This is a genomic window from Caballeronia sp. M23-90, assembly GCF_053574605.1.
The window spans coordinates 1-13581 of sequence record NZ_JBSIPA010000142.1 but is presented as its reverse complement, the minus strand read 5'-3'; the positions used below and the strand labels follow the sequence as shown (position 1 = coordinate 13581).

Sequence of the window (13581 nt, the reverse complement as noted above, 5' to 3'; positions counted from 1 at the left end):
TGGCGCGGCGATCGCGGCAACCGACGCGGTGATTGCGGGCACGTACGACAACGCGTTCTGCAGCGTGCGTCCGCCCGGACATCACGCGGAACCGGCTCGCGCCATGGGCTTCTGCTTCTTCAACAACATCGCCATTGCGGCGCGTCATGCGCTCGAGGTGCACGGTCTGCAACGCGTTGCGATCATCGACTTCGATGTGCATCACGGCAACGGCACCGAAGCCGCGTTTTGCGGCGACCCGCGCGTGCTCATGTGCAGCTTTTTCCAGCACCCGTTCTACCCGTATAGCGGCGCCGACAATCACGCGTCCAACATGGTCAACCTGCCGATGCCCGCGCGTACGAAAGGCATGGCTGTACGTGAAGCCGTCGACATGATGTGGCTGCCGAAACTCGATGAGTTCAAGCCGGAGATGATCTTCGTCTCGGCAGGCTTCGATGCCCACCGCGAGGACGATCTCGGCAACATGGGTCTCGTCGAGGACGACTATACGTGGCTCACCGAGCAGATTTGCGCCGTGGCGAAACGGCATGCGAAGGGGCGTATCGTGAGTTCGCTCGAGGGCGGCTATAACCTCTCGGCGCTCGGGCGCAGCGTGGTCGCGCATGTGCGCGCGCTCGCCGAGATTTGAACCGCGTTACATGCGCATGCGCTGAAGATCCGCGCGCACGAGCGTCCAGTCGATCAACGCCTTGATCACACGGTCACGGTCGAGGTCGTTTAGCGTCTCGTGATAACTGCCTTCCAGCATCAACAGCGTCTTGTCCGTCGAACCGGCATGGGCTTCGAATTCGCGGCTGCCGTCGGGGTTCGTCAGCGCGTCCTGCGTGCCGTGGAAAACGAACAACGGCAATGTGATCGATGCCCGTCCGGCTTCAATGCGCGCCATCGCCATGCCGATCTCCGCCACGGTCCTCGCCGGAATCGCCTGGTGATGAACCAGCGGATCGCGCCGGTTTGCTTCGACTACGCCGTTCGCACGGGACAACGTGGCGGGATCGATAGTCATTGCGGGAAAATGCGGCATGAAGCGGCTGATCGTGCCTCCCATCGCCAGTTTCCAGCGGGGTGCACTGGCCGGCATCTTCAGTGCCGCGCTCGAGAGAATCAGGCCCGCAAGCGTGCGCCCGCTTTCCGGCAACCGCTCGGCTGCATACAGCGCGGCGATTGCACCGCCCATGCTGTGACCCATGAGCAGCAACGGAACGTCCAGAGGCACGGTCGTTTTAGCGGCGGCGAGCAGGGCGTCGGTATCGAGCAGATACTCGTCGAAGGTATTCACCCACACGCGCTCGCCCGGCGACTTGCCGTGACCGCGCAGATCCATCGCGATCAGCTCGATACCCGCCGCGTTCAACCGCAACGCCAGCGCCTCATAGCGCCGCGCGTGCTCGGCCAGTCCGTGAACCAGCGCGATCCTTGCAAGCGGTTTGGGAAACGAAGGAGCGGCCTCCCATCGATGAAGATAGAGGTCGATGCCATCGCGCGTGGCAATGCTGCTGGTGGAATACGTGCTGCGCTCGACTTTCGGCATGGCGATTTCGGTGGCTCGGGATGCCGCCGATGATAGCGTCTGTGCCGCGTGCAAAGCGTTTAGAGCAAATCCCCGATTGTCCTGGCAGGCAAGATATGCTTAAAATAGTACGATCGTTCTGTAACGAATAAGCTTTGGCTGATTGTCTTAAGCTTGAGGAATTCTCCATCGGCCGGTTGTCACCGATCCGCCGTTAGCGTTCGATGACCGGAGTCACTCGTTATAATGGGATTGGTGACGTATTCGTAACTCAGGAGCGTGTGCATGAAAATCTTGGTACCAGTCAAACGCGTGGTCGACTACAACGTGAAAGTCCGGGTAAAGCCGGATGGCAGTGCAGTCGATATCGCAAACGTGAAGATGTCGATGAACCCGTTCGATGAAATCGCCGTCGAAGAGGCCGTGCGCCTGCGTGAAGCGGGCGTGGCGACCGAGGTGATCGCCGTGTCGTGCGGCGTGACGCAGTGCCAGGAAACGCTGCGCACGGCCATGGCCATCGGTGCGGATCGTGCGATCCTGGTCGAATCGACTGAGGAATTACAGCCGCTGGCGGTCGCGAAGATCCTCAAGGCATTGGTCGACAAGGAACAGCCGCAACTGATCATTCTCGGCAAGCAAGCCATTGACGACGACTCGAACCAGACCGGTCAGATGCTCGCCGCGCTGGCTGGTTTGCCGCAGGCGACGTTTGCATCGAAGGTAACGGTGGCCGACGGCCGCGTCTCGGTTTCGCGCGAAATCGACGGGGGGTCGGAAACGCTGTCGCTGACCTTGCCTGCCGTGATCACCACGGACTTGCGCCTGAACGAGCCGCGTTACGTCACGCTGCCGAACATCATGAAGGCCAAGAAAAAGCCGATGGAAACCATCAAGCCGGCAGACCTGGGCGTGGATGTCACGCCGCGTCTGAAGACGCTCAAAGTCGCCGAACCGCCGCAGCGTTCCGCGGGCGTGAAGGTGCCGGACGTGAAGACGCTGGTCGAGAAGCTGAAGACCGAAGCCAAGGTTCTGTGAGGGAGTTGAGAAAGTGACCATTCTTGTAATTGCAGAACACGACAACGCATCCATCAAGCCGGCAACGCTGAACACCATCGCGGCTGCATCGAAGATTGGCGGCGACGTTCACGTGCTGGTCGCGGGTGCGAACGCGCAAGCAGCAGCCGATGCCGCCGCGAAGATCGCGGGTGTATCGAAGGTGCTGCTGGCCGATGCACCCCAGCTTGCCGACGGACTCGCCGAAAATATCGACGGGACGGTGTTGCAGATCGCGAAGAACTATTCGCATATCCTGGCTCCTGCAACCGCGTACGGCAAGAACGTCGCGCCGCGTATCGCAGCGCATCTGGACGTCGCGCAAATCAGCGACATCACGGCGGTCGACAGCGCCGATACATTCGAGCGTCCGATCTACGCGGGCAATGCCATCGCAACTGTTCAATCGAGCGATGCCATCAAGGTCATCACCGTGCGTTCCACGGGTTTCGATCCGGTTGCAGCAGAAGGCGGCAGTGCATCGGTCGAAAAGATCGAAGCCGCTGCTGACGCCGGCATCTCGAAGTTCGTGAGCCGCGAAGTGACGAAGCTGGACCGGCCTGAACTGACGTCGGCGCAGATCATCGTGTCGGGTGGACGGGGTCTCGGCAACGGCGAGAACTACACGAAAGTGCTCGAACCGCTCGCCGACAAACTGGGCGCGGCGCTGGGTGCATCGCGTGCAGCGGTCGACGCCGGGTTCGTACCGAACGATTATCAGGTCGGGCAAACGGGCAAGATCGTGGCGCCGAATTTGTATGTCGCCGTCGGTATCTCGGGCGCGATTCAGCATCTGGCCGGGATGAAGGACTCGAAGGTCATCGTCGCGATCAACAAGGATGCTGAAGCACCGATCTTCGGTGTCGCGGACTACGGGCTCGTGGGCGATCTGTTCACGGTGGTGCCGGATCTGGTGAAAGAGCTGGGCTGATCGGCTGGTCAGGAAAGACTAAAAAAGGGGCGACGCATGTGCGCCCCTTTTCATATCTAGTGGGGGAGACAAGCATGAGCTATCACGCGCCCGTCAAGGACATGTTGTTCGTGATGAAGGAACTCGCGGACATTGAAGGCATCTCGGCGTTGCCGGGTTTCGAGGACGCAAGCCTCGACACCGCCCGCGCCGTGCTCGAAGAAGCTGCGCGGTTCAACGGCGAAGTGGTTGCGCCGCTGAACGTTGAGGGCGACAGGAATCCGAGCGCATGGAAAGACGGCGCAGTCATCACCACGCCGGGCTTCAAAGAAGCGTTCAGGCAATTCGGCGAAGGCGGCTGGCAAGGCGTGCTGCATCCTGTCGAATACGACGGGCAGGGTTTGCCGAAGCTCATCGCGACGCCGTGTATCGAAATGTTGAATGCGGCGAATCTGTCGTTTGCGTTGTGTCCGCTGCTGACCGATGGCGCTATAGAAGCATTGCTCACGGCCGGTACCGAGGAGCAAAAGCAGCTCTACGTGCCTAAGCTGATCTCTGGCGAATGGACCGGCACGATGAACCTCACCGAGCCGCAAGCCGGTTCCGATCTCGCGCTCGTGCGCACGCGCGCCGAGCCGCAAGGCGATGGCACGTTCAAGCTCTTCGGCACGAAGATCTTCATCACCTACGGCGAGCACGACATGGCGAAGAACATCGCCCATCTCGTGCTGGCGCGCACGCCCGGTGCGCCCGATGGCGTGAAGGGCATATCGCTGTTCATCGTCCCCAAGTTTCTCATCGATAAAACCGGCCAGCTCGGCGAGCGCAACGACGTGCATTGCGTTTCGATTGAACACAAGCTCGGGATCAAGGCGAGCCCGACCGCCGTGCTGCAATTCGGCGACCATGGCGGCGCGGTCGGCGAGTTGATCGGCGAGGAAAATCGCGGGCTCGAGTACATGTTCATCATGATGAACGCCGCGCGCTTTGCGGTCGGGCTGCAGGGCGTGGCGGTGTCCGAGCGGGCTTACCAGCAGGCCGTCGCGTTTGCGAAAGATCGCGTGCAGAGCCGCCCGGTCGATGGCTCGGCGAAGCAGCCGGTATCGATCATTCATCATCCGGATGTACGCCGCATGCTCCTGACCATGCGTTCGCTGACCGAAGCATCGCGCGCGCTCGCCTACGTGGCGGCGGCGCATTGCGACTTGGCGCATCACCATCCGGACGAAGCCGCTCGCGCACAGCATCAGGCCATCTACGAATTTCTCGTGCCGGTCGTGAAGGGCTGGAGTACAGAGCTTTCCATCGATGTCACGAGCCTCGGCGTGCAGGTTCATGGCGGCATGGGTTTCATCGAGGAAACGGGGGCGGCCCAGCATTATCGAGATGCACGCATTCTCACCATCTACGAAGGGACGACCGCGATCCAGGCGAACGATCTGATTGGCCGCAAGACCGTGCGCGACGGCGGCGCGACCGCATTGGCGATTCTTGCGCAGATGGACCAGACCATCGCGCTGTTGGCCGATCGTGAGGGCCAGGCGTTCAAGTCCATGCACCGGCATCTGAGCGCGGGAAGTCTCGCATTGGCGCGCGTGGTCGAGTTCATGGTCGCAAAGGTGAAAAGCGATCCGAACGCGGTGTTTGCCGGCAGCGTGCCTTATCTGAAGCTCGCGGGAATCGTGCTCGGTGGCTGGCAAATGGCGCGGGCGCTGCTGGTGGCATCGGACAAGCGCGCAGAAGACGAAGCGTTCCATAGCGCAAAGATCGCCACGGCGCAGTTCTTTGCCGAGCATGTTTTATCGCAGGCGCCGGGCATCGAAGCATCGATCGTCAGCGCCAACGGGCAGGAAGGGTATCTCGCGATGCGCGAAGAACAATTCTGATTTGCGTCGTTCGGCGCAGCGCAAATGAAAAGGCCGTCCCTTCGCGGGGACGGCCTTTTACGTTTCTATACTTTGTTTTCAGGTCATGCCCTTGCGTACGCAGGCCTGCCGCTCGCACGCGCTTCGCCCAAATAACGATGCACCGACAAATCGTCCGACTGGATCGCCGGCTGCTTGCCCGACATCAGGTCCGCCAGCAATTGGCCGGAGCCGCACGACATGGTCCAGCCGAGCGTGCCGTGTCCCGTGTTCAAGTACAGATTCGCGATCGGCGTACGGCCAACGATCGGCGTGCCGTCCGGGGTCATGGGGCGCAAGCCGGTCCAGAACGACGCCTTCGCCGTATCGCCGCCGCCGGGGAACAAGTCGTTCACGCACATTTCGAGCGTTTCGCGGCGCGCCTGGCGAAGGGATTGATCGAAGCCGACAATTTCCGCCATGCCGCCAACACGGATCCGGTCATCGAAACGGGTGATCGCGATCTTGTAGGTTTCGTCGAGCACGGTGGAAACCGGCGCGGCGCTTTCATTGACGACAGGCGCCGTCAGTGAATAGCCCTTCAGCGGATAAACCGGAATCTTGACGAGGTCGCCAAGCAGTTTGGTGGAGTACGAACCGAGCGCAACCACGTAAGAATCGCCGCGGATCATCTCGCTGCCGCACTGCACGCCGGCGATACGGCCGCCGCTGATTGCGAGGGCATCGATAGGCGTGTTGTAGCGAAATTTCACGCCGAGCTGTTCGGCCATGGCGGCAAGACGCGTGGTAAATTTCTGACAGTCGCCGGTTTCGTCGTTCGGCAGGCGCAAACCGCCCGTCAGTTTCTGCGATACCGCCGCGAGCGCCGGCTCCGCCTTATGCAGGTCGGCAGGCATGAGCAGTTCGAAGGGCACGTTCGCGTCGCGCAAGACGGCGATGTCCTTCGCCGCGCCGTCCAGTTGCTGCTGCGTGCGGAACAGTTGCAGCGTGCCGCCGGTCCGGCCTTCATATTGAATGCCCGTGTCCGCACGCAGCGCCTGCAGACAATCGCGGCTGTACTCAGCCAGGCGAACCATGCGGCCCTTGTTGATCGAATAGCGGTCCTGCGTGCAGTTCTGCAGCATCTGCCACATCCACTTCAACTGAAACGATGTCCCGTCCAGGCGAATGGCGAGCGGCGCGTGTTTCTCGAACATCCACTTCACCGCTTTGAGCGGCACGCCGGGAGCCGCCCATGGCGATGCATAGCCTGGTGAGATCTGCCCTGCGTTTGCAAAACTCGTTTCGAGCGCTGGCCCGGCTTCACGGTCGATGACCGTCACGTGGTGCCCCGCACGGGCCAGATAGTAGGCGCTCGTCACTCCGACAACACCGCTTCCCAAGATTACGACTTGCATGTCTTGCTCCGTGCAAAGTGACATTCCGCCGGTCATTGCTTCGTTTTTCATGAAGCCGTTTGAGTAGCGGGTTACATAGTGGTATCGACTATAGTATTGAGAGAGCGGTAGTTTTTGTTATTGTATTTGCTTACTTTTTGGTTGAATCGAATGAGAACTCAACGAAATTCGGTGCGGGAGCTGGATAAGATCGATCGGCGGATTCTGCGGATCCTTCAACAGGATGGCCGCATCGCGATGAAGGAACTTGCGGAGCAGGTCGGGCTTTCGGTAACGCCGTGTATCGAGCGCGTAAAACGCATGGAGCGGGACGACGTCATTTCCGGCTATTACGCCCGTGTGAACCCGCATCAGTTGGGGGCGTCACTGCTCGTGTTCGTCGAAATCACGCTCGACCACAAGAGCGGCAACATGTTCGAGCAGTTTCGACGCGAGGTGCAGCGCATTCCCGAGGTTCTGGAATGCCACCTCGTTTCCGGCGATTTCGACTACCTGATCAAGGCGCGTATTGGCGAAATGGCCGATTACCGGAAACTGCTTGGCGATATCCTGCTGCAGCTTCCCGGGGCCGTGCAATCCAAAAGCTATGTAGTCATGGAGGAGATCAAGGAGAGTCTTGCCATTGCCGTAGCGGACTGATCCCTCCACCTGAGGCCGCTTGCGAAAGACCAGATTTACTGTATATTTATACAGTGTTTTGCTCTTTTCCAAGCTTCGATCATGGCTCTGCATGACTCTGAATATCCCGTTGCTCCGCCCGCGCCGCTCAAAGGCCGAGGCGCGGTCACGAACCTTCAGGGACGCTATGAGAAGGACGAGCGCGAGCGGGTCGACGACGGCTGGACGCATACGGATCAGGACGGCGAGGCAGAAGGCGCACCGGCGCTGCGCACTCAAGTGTTCGAGGAGCGTGCGAAGAGCATCCTCACACGCAACTCGTCGCCTGATATTCCGTTTGGGGTATCGCTGAATCCTTATCGTGGGTGTGAGCATGGATGTATCTATTGCTTCGCCCGGCCGACGCACAGTTATCTGGGATTGTCGCCGGGACTCGATTTCGAAAGCCGCATTTACGCGAAGATCAACGCCGGGGAGTTGCTCGAGCACGAACTGGACAAGCCGTCCTACCAACCCGAGCCCATAGCGCTCGGCGTCAATACGGACGCGTATCAGCCCGTCGAGCGGAACTTGCGGATCACGAGGCGCGTCATTGAAATCCTCAGCGAGCGGGGGCATCCGTTCGCGGCGATCACGAAGTCTTCGCTGGTCGAGCGGGATATCGACCTGCTGGCGCCCATGGCGCAGAAAGGGCAGGTGATGGTGGCGGTGACCATCACCACACTCGACGCCGACATTGCCCGCACGCTCGAACCTCGCGCGGCAACGCCGGCCAGACGGCTGCGGACCATCCGCACACTTGCCGAAGCGGGCATCCCGGTCGGCGTCAGCGTCGCGCCCATGATTCCCTTCGTCACCGAACCCGATATGGAACGCGTGCTGGAAGCCTGCGCAGAAGCCGGTGCAAGGAGCGCGAGCTATATTGTCTTGAGGCTGCCGTGGGAGGTCGCGCCGTTGTTCAAGGATTGGCTGGCGGCGCATTTCCCTGATCGGGCAGAGCGCGTGATGGGCCGTGTGCGCGATATGCGCGGCGGCAAAGACTACGATTCGGATTTTGCGAAGCGTATGAAAGGCGAAGGACTATGGGCCGACATGCTCAAGCAGCGTTTTGACCATGCCGCGCGACGGCTTGGGCTGAACCAGCGGCATCGCGGCATTCTGGACATGTCGGCGTTCCGGCGCGGCGAGAGCGCGCCGAAGCAGCCCGTCGTGGAAAGTCCGCAGATGAAGCTGTTCTAGCTGTTCTAAATGGGACCGGATTCGCGAACCCTTCACGACCCCGTTAGGCAAATTACTGCGACAGCTCTTTCGCCGCCTGAACCTGGCCTTCAAAGTACGTCTGGAAGGTAAGCGCGAGACCGGCCATCAATATGAACGCGCCAAATAGCAGGGAGAAGATCACGACGAAGATCACGGTCCAACCTGAGTCGCTGTGTTGTCCGGTCTGCGAATTGAACTGGGCGTCCCATTTTTCATCCGGCCGCAAGCCATAGACAATCGCTGACAGAAACGCTGACAGCAGCGAAACCGCGCCGGGCACGACGAGCACCCAGCCGAGTACCGACGCGCGTTCGGTCGCGGCGAGCAGCATGTAACCCACGAGGCCGAGCAGAAGGCCGACAATATGCGCCCAGCCGAATTTGTCGCGCAAACCGTACAAATAAAAGCGATGTGCGCCAATGCTGCCAAGAAAGAAGGCAAGCGCGGCGGTCAGCGTTTTTGAACGGAAGCGTCCGTTTGGCGCCGGATTGGAAGGATGCGTTACAGTGGACGACGGGTTGTTCATCGGGAAGCTGAAAGAGAAGCGTTAAAGGCAGGTAAGGGCGGGGAGACACGAGACACGAAACGTTCGCTCTGAAGCGGCATTCTACGCCGCAGCCGCGGGTCCAAGCAGGCGCTCGCCGATTCGCGACCACGCGCCGAAAAACGCTTTCTGCTCGAATCCCTTATCTGTCTTCCTAAAACCTGCGTGGAACTCCCGAAAAGCCCGGCGCACGGTGCTTTGCGACTATTGGCTGTACGTCAAACACCACGCAAAGCAGCCCTTCTCATCTCGATTAATCGATGCAAGTGTTTGTTAAGGCATCGTTTTGCCGCTATAATCGCGTGTTTTGGTAGTTCCGAACCCCGGTTTTCAAGGATTTCAGCATGGTTATCATCCGCTTGGCTCGTGGCGGCTCCAAGAAGCGCCCGTTTTACAACATCGTTGCAACCGATTCGCGTAGCCGCCGTGATGGCCGCTTCATCGAACGCGTGGGTTTTTACAACCCCGTCGCGACCAAAGGCGAAGCGCTGCGCATCGCTCAGGACCGCCTGACGTACTGGCAAGACAACGGCGCGCAACTGTCGCCGACGGTTGCCCGTCTGGTCAAGCAATCGCAACAAGCTCAGCCGGCTGCTTAAGTGCGGTTGCTGCAGTCGATCGCTCGGGTCCAGGTGATCCGGCCGATTTTTGCTGCCGATGTTTGCGGGAGACTGGCTTATGTCGACGCGTGATTCTGCTTCAGACTCAGGTTTGAAAGCCGCACGTGGCGAGAAGCCTGAGCAGAACGATGCCACGTTTGGCGCATTTGTCCGCAAGCCGGCAGCGCGTCGCGTGGCTATCGACGCTTTGGACGACTCGGGTTCAATCGAGGCCGTCGAAGCATTGCCCGACGACGCAATCGAAGTCGGCGCCATCGTTGATGCTTACGGCCTCAAGGGCTGGGTCAAGATTGCGCCGCACGCGCATGCAGGGCACGGCGGCGACGCAATGCTTGCTGCAAAGCGCTGGTGGCTGGTCAAGGGGAATGAGCGCAAGTCGGTTCGTTGCCTGCAGTCGAAAGTGCATAGCGACACGGTTGTCGCGCATTTTGCCGGCTGCGACGATCGCGATACAGCGTATGCGTTGCGCGGCCACACTATCCATGTGTTGCGCAGCGACTTCCCGAAGCTCTCTGGCGAAGACGAATTCTACTGGGTCGATCTGATCGGCCTGGATGTCGTGAATGAAGCGAACGTGGCCCTCGGCCAGGTCGCGGGCATGATCGACAATGGCGCGCATTCCATCATGCGAGTGGAATTTCCGACTACGGGCAAGGACGGCTCGCCCATTACCGGCGAGCGGCTCATTCCGTTCGTAGGCGTATTTGTCAAGACAGTGGACCAGGCGGCGCGAAAGATTGTCGTCGATTGGGATGTCGACTATTGATTTATCGGAATCACCGATCACAAGGAGAGGGCGATGCAGTTTGACGTCGTGACGCTCTTTCCCGAGATGTTTCGCGCGCTGACCGACTGGGGCATTACCAGCCGGGCAGTCAAGCAGGAACGGTTCGGTCTGCGCACGTGGAATCCTCGCGATTTCACCACGGACAATTACCGGACCATCGACGATCGTCCTTATGGCGGCGGCCCGGGCATGGTGATGCTGGCGCGCCCCCTGGAAGACGCAATATCGGCTGCGAAAGCGGCGCAGGCAGAGCAGGGTATCAGCGGCACGCGTGTGGTGATGATGTCGCCGCAAGGCAAGACGCTGGACCATGAGCGTGTGATGCAAATCGCTCAGGAGCCCGGGATGATCGTGCTGTGCGGCCGTTATGAAGCGATCGACCAGCGTTTGATCGATCGTGTGGTGGACGAAGAAATCAGTCTTGGCGACTTCGTTTTGTCCGGCGGTGAACTGCCGGCCATGGCGCTCATGGACGCCGTCGTGCGTCAGTTGCCCGGCGTGCTGAACGACTCGCAGTCGGCGGTGCAGGACAGTTTTGTCGATGTGCTGCTCGATTGTCCGCACTACACGCGCCCGGAAGAATACGGCGGTGTGCGGGTTCCGGATGTGCTGCTTGGCGGCCATCACAAGGAAATCGAAGCATGGCGCCGGCGTGAATCGCTGAAGAATACGCAGGAAAAGCGGCCTGATCTGATCGACAAGGCGCGCAGGAATAAGATGTTGAGCCGTGCCGACGAGGCATGGCTTGCAAGTCTCGCCAAGGAAGGGTCGAAGGCGCAGTAGGCTTTCAGCCAGGTTCGAAGCGGGACAAAGGGCGGCGCCATGCTTGAATCAAGCCGGCGCCAGATGTGAACCCATCCTCTACCGGGGCCACCAACATGGCAAACAACTCCGGCAAGATGGCTCCAGGAGTCAGTAATGAATCTGATTGAGCAACTCGAAAAAGAAGAAATCGCGCGCGCACTCGGCGAGAAGTCGATTCCCGAATTCGCCCCCGGCGATACGGTGATCGTCAGCGTCAACGTGGTTGAAGGTACGCGCAAGCGTGTCCAGGCTTACGAAGGCGTCGTGATCTCGAAGCGCAACCGTGGTTTGAACTCGAATTTCATCGTCCGCAAGATTTCGTCGGGCGAAGGCGTCGAGCGTACGTTCCAGACCTACTCGCCGCTGCTCGCTAGCATCGTCGTGAAGCGTCGCGGTGATGTGCGTCGTGCAAAGCTGTACTACCTGCGCGAACGTTCGGGCAAGTCGGCTCGGATCAAGGAAAAGCTCGTGTCGAAAGACCGTTCTGCTGCCAAGGCGTAAGTGTTGCGCTGACCGCTGCACCGGAAAAAGCACCCTCGCGGGTGCTTTTTTCTTTGGTGTGGTCAAATCATGTCTTGCGTCATCGTTCACGGCGCCTGAAATCAAAACCAATCAAGAAGCCAAGTCCCACGTGTCCGCCCCCAAGCCGTCGACTCCCCGCATTCTCGAGCCCGAAATCCTGCCGATCGAATCGACCAGCTCGGACTTGCCTCGCGTGCGTGAAGACGTGTTGACGCCCGACGGCATGCGTGCGAGGTTTTCACAGACGCTCGACTGGACGCCGGACGCACGCGATGACAAGGTCAAGGCGCTCGGGGGCGATCCGAGGGTGGCGTCGGTGCTCATTGCGCTTGTCGTGCGCGAAGGCGGCCTGACCGTGCTGCTCACGCAGCGTGCCGATCACCTGACGAACCATGCCGGGCAAATCAGCTTCCCGGGCGGACGCCAGGAACCCGAAGACGCCGATGCCGCCGCGACCGCGCTTCGCGAAGCGCAAGAGGAAGTGGGGCTCGAGGCCGTGCATGTGGAAGTGCTGGGCGAACTGCCCGACTATCTGACCGGTACCGGATTTCGCGTCACGCCGGTCGTCGCATTGGTCCATCCGCCGATCGAACTTCACGCCGATACACTCGAAGTCGCCGATATCTTCGAAGTCCCGCTCGCGTTCCTCATGAACCCAGCCAATCATCAAGTCCGCGTGTTTCGATGGGAAGGCGGCGAACGTCGTTTTTTTGCGATGCCGTTCACACCCGCCGAGAATGCGGCTCCGTATTTCATCTGGGGTGCAACGGCGGGTATGTTACGTAATTTCTATCGCTTCCTCGCCGCGTGACGCGTAATGTGTCGGCACCCGAATAGCGCTTCAGCCGATGTGTCCCTCTGGCTGCATCGGCGCTGTGATATCTTTACACGAAATTCGTAAAACTCGAATGTCCCGGCGCATCGCATGACTTTTTTCTCTGTATTGCTGGCTCTTATCATTGAGCAGTTGCGCGCGCTTTCGCCGCAGAATCCTATATCGGCGTTGCTTCAGTACCATGCGGAATCCGCGGCTCATGGCTTCGATGCCGGCAAGCCGCGGCATGGCGTGCTCGCGTGGCTGATTGTCGTAGTGCCGTGGACGTTGGCCGTCGGGCTGGTCTATTACGTCCTTTATCACATCAACTTCGCGCTCGCGTTCCTCTGGAACGTGGTGATCGTGTATTTCACGCTCGGGTTCCGGCAGTTCAGCCACTATTTCACCGATATCCATCTCGCGTTGAACAACGACGATGTTCCGCGCGCCCGCGAAATTCTCAACGAGTGGACCGGTATCGATACACTCGATATGCCCGTGAGCGAGATCGTCCGGCATACGCTGGTTCATGCCGTAGTGGCGTCGCACCGGCACGTGTTCGGCGTGTTCTTCTGGTTTCTGATTCCTATCGGGCCGGCGGGTGCGGTGTTCTATCGGATCGCTGAATATCTGGCGAGGTCGTGGGTCCGGCCGACGGATGAACGCACGCCGGCGTTTTCTACGTTTGCGCAGCGGGCGTTTTTCTTTATCGATTGGGTGCCTGCGCGGTTGACGGCTTTGGGGTTCGCTATTGTGGGGAATTTCGAGGACGCCATCTATGCGTGGCGCAATCACGCCAAGCAATGGCCCGATGCCAATGAGGGTGTTTTGCTCGCCCCCAGCGCCCCGCTCCCGGCGGCGAGCAAAACACCCA

At 60.0% G+C, this 13581-nt stretch carries 15 protein-coding genes; 12 read left to right on the top strand and 3 right to left on the bottom strand.

The window, feature by feature from the left end; all coding sequences use genetic code 11:
* On the top strand, nucleotides 1–631 hold a 631-nt coding region (locus ACRXB1_RS15940), incomplete at its 5' end, for a histone deacetylase family protein (RefSeq protein ID WP_449492520.1).
* A 6-nt stretch (nucleotides 632–637) separates the two neighbouring features.
* Here ACRXB1_RS15940 and ACRXB1_RS15935 read toward each other — a convergent pair.
* The gene (locus ACRXB1_RS15935) at nucleotides 638–1534 is read right to left on the bottom strand and encodes an alpha/beta hydrolase (RefSeq protein WP_449492519.1); all 897 of its coding nucleotides are present in this window, start codon (nucleotides 1532–1534) and stop codon (nucleotides 638–640) included.
* A gap of 264 nt (nucleotides 1535–1798) precedes the next feature.
* Between ACRXB1_RS15935 and ACRXB1_RS15930 the strand changes: the two genes are divergently transcribed.
* The 3 genes from ACRXB1_RS15930 (at nucleotide 1799) to ACRXB1_RS15920 (ending at nucleotide 5362) form a co-directional block, all read left to right on the top strand.
* The gene (locus ACRXB1_RS15930) at nucleotides 1799–2548 is read left to right on the top strand and encodes an electron transfer flavoprotein subunit beta/FixA family protein (RefSeq protein WP_062000013.1); all 750 of its coding nucleotides are present in this window, start codon (nucleotides 1799–1801) and stop codon (nucleotides 2546–2548) included.
* Between the two features lie 13 nt (nucleotides 2549–2561).
* Nucleotides 2562–3497, top strand: a complete 936-nt coding sequence (locus ACRXB1_RS15925) for an electron transfer flavoprotein subunit alpha/FixB family protein (RefSeq protein WP_062000012.1) — start codon at nucleotides 2562–2564, stop codon at nucleotides 3495–3497.
* A gap of 74 nt (nucleotides 3498–3571) precedes the next feature.
* Entirely contained in the window at nucleotides 3572–5362 is a 1791-nt protein-coding gene (locus ACRXB1_RS15920; protein ID WP_449492518.1) for an acyl-CoA dehydrogenase, read from the top strand.
* An 83-nt stretch (nucleotides 5363–5445) separates the two neighbouring features.
* On the opposite strand, the gene ACRXB1_RS15915 is transcribed toward ACRXB1_RS15920, so the two are convergent.
* Nucleotides 5446–6738, bottom strand: coding sequence for a D-amino acid dehydrogenase (locus tag ACRXB1_RS15915; RefSeq protein ID WP_449492517.1), 1293 nt, complete (start codon nucleotides 6736–6738; stop codon nucleotides 5446–5448).
* Between the two features lie 150 nt (nucleotides 6739–6888).
* On the opposite strand from ACRXB1_RS15915, the gene ACRXB1_RS15910 reads away from it, so the two are divergent.
* Complete coding sequence (locus tag ACRXB1_RS15910) at nucleotides 6889–7377, top strand: Lrp/AsnC ligand binding domain-containing protein (RefSeq protein ID WP_075359654.1); 489 nt, start codon at nucleotides 6889–6891, stop codon at nucleotides 7375–7377.
* Nucleotides 7378–7458: 81 nt separating this feature from the next.
* A complete protein-coding gene (locus ACRXB1_RS15905; protein ID WP_449492516.1) occupies nucleotides 7459–8595 on the top strand; it encodes a PA0069 family radical SAM protein in 1137 nt (378 codons plus the stop codon).
* 52 nt (nucleotides 8596–8647) lie between these two features.
* Here ACRXB1_RS15905 and ACRXB1_RS15900 read toward each other — a convergent pair whose 3' ends face one another.
* The gene (locus tag ACRXB1_RS15900; protein ID WP_062000008.1) at nucleotides 8648–9142 is read right to left on the bottom strand and encodes an NINE protein; all 495 of its coding nucleotides are present in this window, start codon (nucleotides 9140–9142) and stop codon (nucleotides 8648–8650) included.
* Nucleotides 9143–9504: 362 nt separating this feature from the next.
* Here ACRXB1_RS15900 and rpsP point away from each other — a divergent pair, with 362 nt between their 5' ends.
* The 6 genes from rpsP to ACRXB1_RS15870 form a co-directional block, all read left to right on the top strand.
* Complete coding sequence (gene rpsP / locus ACRXB1_RS15895; RefSeq protein WP_047844837.1) at nucleotides 9505–9759, top strand: 30S ribosomal protein S16; 255 nt, start codon at nucleotides 9505–9507, stop codon at nucleotides 9757–9759.
* 79 nt (nucleotides 9760–9838) lie between these two features.
* Nucleotides 9839–10546, top strand: coding sequence for a ribosome maturation factor RimM (rimM, locus tag ACRXB1_RS15890; protein WP_062167313.1), 708 nt, complete (start codon nucleotides 9839–9841; stop codon nucleotides 10544–10546).
* Between the two features lie 33 nt (nucleotides 10547–10579).
* Nucleotides 10580–11350 (top strand): tRNA (guanosine(37)-N1)-methyltransferase TrmD, encoded by a 771-nt coding sequence (gene trmD, locus ACRXB1_RS15885; RefSeq protein ID WP_062000006.1) that lies wholly within the window; start codon nucleotides 10580–10582, stop codon nucleotides 11348–11350.
* Nucleotides 11351–11485: 135 nt separating this feature from the next.
* Nucleotides 11486–11872 (top strand): 50S ribosomal protein L19, encoded by a 387-nt coding sequence (gene rplS, locus ACRXB1_RS15880; RefSeq protein WP_062000005.1) that lies wholly within the window; start codon nucleotides 11486–11488, stop codon nucleotides 11870–11872.
* Between the two features lie 130 nt (nucleotides 11873–12002).
* A complete protein-coding gene (locus tag ACRXB1_RS15875) occupies nucleotides 12003–12704 on the top strand; it encodes a CoA pyrophosphatase (RefSeq protein ID WP_236873356.1) in 702 nt (233 codons plus the stop codon).
* Nucleotides 12705–12818: 114 nt separating this feature from the next.
* Nucleotides 12819–13581 (top strand): CobD/CbiB family protein (locus tag ACRXB1_RS15870; RefSeq protein WP_449492515.1); only part of this gene is annotated, 763 nt, incomplete at its 3' end.